At 65.4% G+C, this 2,811-nt stretch carries 3 protein-coding genes; 2 read left to right on the top strand and 1 reads right to left on the bottom strand.

The annotated features are described in order from the left end of the window. The first annotated feature begins 8 nt into the window (after positions 1 to 8). Positions 9 to 980, top strand: coding sequence for an ABC transporter permease (locus EOA86_RS29255; RefSeq protein ID WP_128344841.1), 972 nt, complete (start codon positions 9 to 11; stop codon positions 978 to 980). On the opposite strand, the gene EOA86_RS29250 is transcribed toward EOA86_RS29255, so the two are convergent. Beyond that, positions 954 to 1,895, bottom strand: a complete 942-nt coding sequence (locus EOA86_RS29250; RefSeq protein ID WP_128344839.1) for an amidohydrolase family protein — start codon at positions 1,893 to 1,895, stop codon at positions 954 to 956. The genes EOA86_RS29255 and EOA86_RS29250 overlap by 27 nt on opposite strands. A 77-nt stretch (positions 1,896 to 1,972) precedes the next feature. Here EOA86_RS29250 and EOA86_RS29245 point away from each other — a divergent pair. Further along, on the top strand, positions 1,973 to 2,811 hold an 839-nt coding region (locus EOA86_RS29245; protein ID WP_206630169.1), incomplete at its 3' end, for an alanine racemase.

Raw genomic sequence — 2,811 nt, 5'->3', positions numbered from 1 at the left:
GTGCAGCAATGACAGCATGGAAAGAGACCGTTGGCGGCAGACGCGCCCTGACAATCCTGCGCAGCCGGCCCTTCCTCACGGTCGCCATCGTAGCAGGGGTGTGGATCGCGGCGAGCTTCGCTTCGCGTGGCTTCGGCGCCTATGGCCATTTGCGCTATCTGGTCGAACTGGCCGCGGTCATCGGCCTGGTTGCGACGGGCCAGACCTTTGTAGTTATCGCCGGCGGCATCGACCTTTCCGTCGCGGCGATCGTCACAGTGAGCGCCGTCAGCCTGCCGCTGCTGTCGTGGCAGGCGGATCCGACCGGGCTCACCGCCGTCCTTGCCGTCCTTGCGTTGACGACGACCATCGGCCTGGTGAACGGGCTAGGCGTGGCGCTGTTGCGCGTTCATCCGATGATCATGACCCTGGCAATGGCGACATTCCTGCAGGGCCTGCTGATCATCATCGCCGGCGGCAGCGCCGTGACCGCCGAAAACCCGCTGGTTCGATGGCTCGGCAATGCGCGGCCGGCCGGTATTCCCGCAGGCGTGCTCTTGTGGGTGGCCGTCTCCGTGATCGTTCTGGCCGCAATGCATGCCACATCCTTCGGCGCTCGGCTCTTCGCCATGGGCGCCAACCCACTCGCCGCGGCACTCTCCGGCGTTCCCGTCGCCTCGACCACCCTGGCGGTCTATGGCATCAGCGGCTTCACTTCAGGGCTTGCGGGCGTGCTGGTGCTCGGCATGAACGGACAGGGCTATGTCGGGATCGGCGATCCCTATCTCCTCGCCTCGATTGCCGCCGTGGTTCTCGGCGGCACCTCGATCCTTGGCGGGCTCGGCACCTATGCCGGCACCATCCCCGGCGCCATCCTGCTGGTCACAATCACGGCTCTGATCACCGTCGTCAACGCATCGCCCGGCTGGCGCAGCATTCTGTTCGGTTCGCTGATCCTTGGGCTGCTGCTTCTCTCAGGCAGGGAGCAGGCCCGCCGATGACATACCGTCCAGCCGGTAGATGCGCCTTGCATTGCCGAAGAACAGCGCCGTCTGCTCGTCTGCGGAAAGCTCGCAGGCAATGGCCTTGAAGCTGTCATATACCGCATCGAACGACGCGTGCAGACCGGCCACCGGAAAGTCACTGCCGAACATCGCGCGCCGCGTGCCGAAACAGTCTATGCAATGCATGACAACCGGCTTCAGGCTGTCGAGCGTCCAGTCATGATCGTAGGCGACCAGATCCGATATCTTGATGGCGACGTTGTCACACTGGGACAAACGCCGAACTCCTTCGCGCCACGCCCGCATTCCGTCGGAATCGCGATCGATCGGGCTGCCGCAGTGGTTGAGGACAAAGAACTGGTCCGGATAGGCCGCTGCAAGGCGCGCCGAACCGGCGAGCTGGCGCGGAAACACCATCAGATCGAAAACCAGCCGATGGCCGGCAAGCAGGGACAGGCCGGCCCGCCAGCCCGGATCGTCCATGATGCCGTCACGGGCAGCGAAACGGCGGGCGGGGTCAGGATCCCAGCTCAGTATATCGCGCACGCCGACGACACGGTCGAATGCCGCCTGCGCCTCGACCAGCGCCGGCGCATGGCGGTTCGCCAGCGGGACGTGAACGACGTAACGGGCGGCCACGCCACGCGACTTGTCGAGCGTTTCAAGCCACCGCGTTTCGCCGACGCAGTCATCCCCGGCCCAACCGGCTTCGACATGGATGGTGGCGACGACATTGTGCCGGCTGGCGTCGCGCAAATAATCCTCTGGAAGATAGTTTCGCCGCAAGGGGCCAACCTCGCCCAGGGCGCCGCGTTCGCCAGCCGTTGTAGCGAGCCAGGGGTGCCGGCCGAGGCCGAGATCCCAAAGATGATGGTGGGCATCGATGATCGGTCCGGAGTAAAGCTTTGGCACGCATCTCTCTCATGCTGTGGCCGGCATCGGAAATCGATCCGGACTTCATCCTGCGAAGGCGAAAGGACTAGCATCGGATGACCGAAAACTCACCCGTACCGTCGCTCGCGACCCGTGAAAAGTTCCTGCTCGATGATTGCATCCGCGGCGTGCCGCCCGGCACCTTCGGGCTGGACAGCAGCCTTGTCGCATCTGAGCGCTGGCATCCGGCTGATGGGCGCATGTCGCTGCCGGTGCTGACCCTCGACGAGGAGGCCTTCATCGCCAATCGTGACCTGTTTCTGCTCTATGCAGGTGAACATGGTGCCATGATCGCGCCGCATGCCAAGACCCCGATGGCGCCGGACCTTGCTCGATCGTTGGTAGAGGCCGGAGCATGGGGCACGACCGTCGCGGATATCAGACAAGCCGCGGTGATGCTCAGGGCCGGCCTCACACGGCTGATCATCGCCAACGAGGTTGGTGGATCAGGCGGTGCGAACCGGCTCGCCGCGCTGGTTGGCGCCTGGCCAAGCGTCGAGCTCTTCGTCTTCGCCGACTCTGCCGTCGCCGTGAATGCGCTCGCCGAAGCCTGGCGGTCCAATGCGATGCTGCCGCCGTTGCGCGTGCTCGTCGAACTCGGTGCGGGGAGGGCAGGCGCGCGGACTACTGGCGAAGCTGAGGCGATCGCCGATGCAGTTGATGCAGCCGGCGGACGGCTGCTGATTGCCGGTGTCGCAACCTACGAAGGTGCCGCGGCGCAACCCGACTCCGGCCGCGCCGAGGAGGTGATCTCCGACTTGTTGGCGATGACCGCCGACATGTTGCTGCGGCTTCGCGCCCGCGTCGGCGGCGCTGCGCCGCTGGTCGTCACGGCCGGCGGCTCGGTGTTCTTCGACAAAGTGGTCGCCGCGCTTTCGTCCGCCGTGTCCAGGGA

The organism is Mesorhizobium sp. M5C.F.Ca.IN.020.32.2.1, assembly GCF_004023105.1.
GTDB classification, from domain to species: domain Bacteria; phylum Pseudomonadota; class Alphaproteobacteria; order Rhizobiales; family Rhizobiaceae; genus Mesorhizobium; species Mesorhizobium wenxiniae.
Note: the sequence above shows the minus strand (reverse complement) of the source record. Positions and strands in the feature narration are given on the sequence as shown.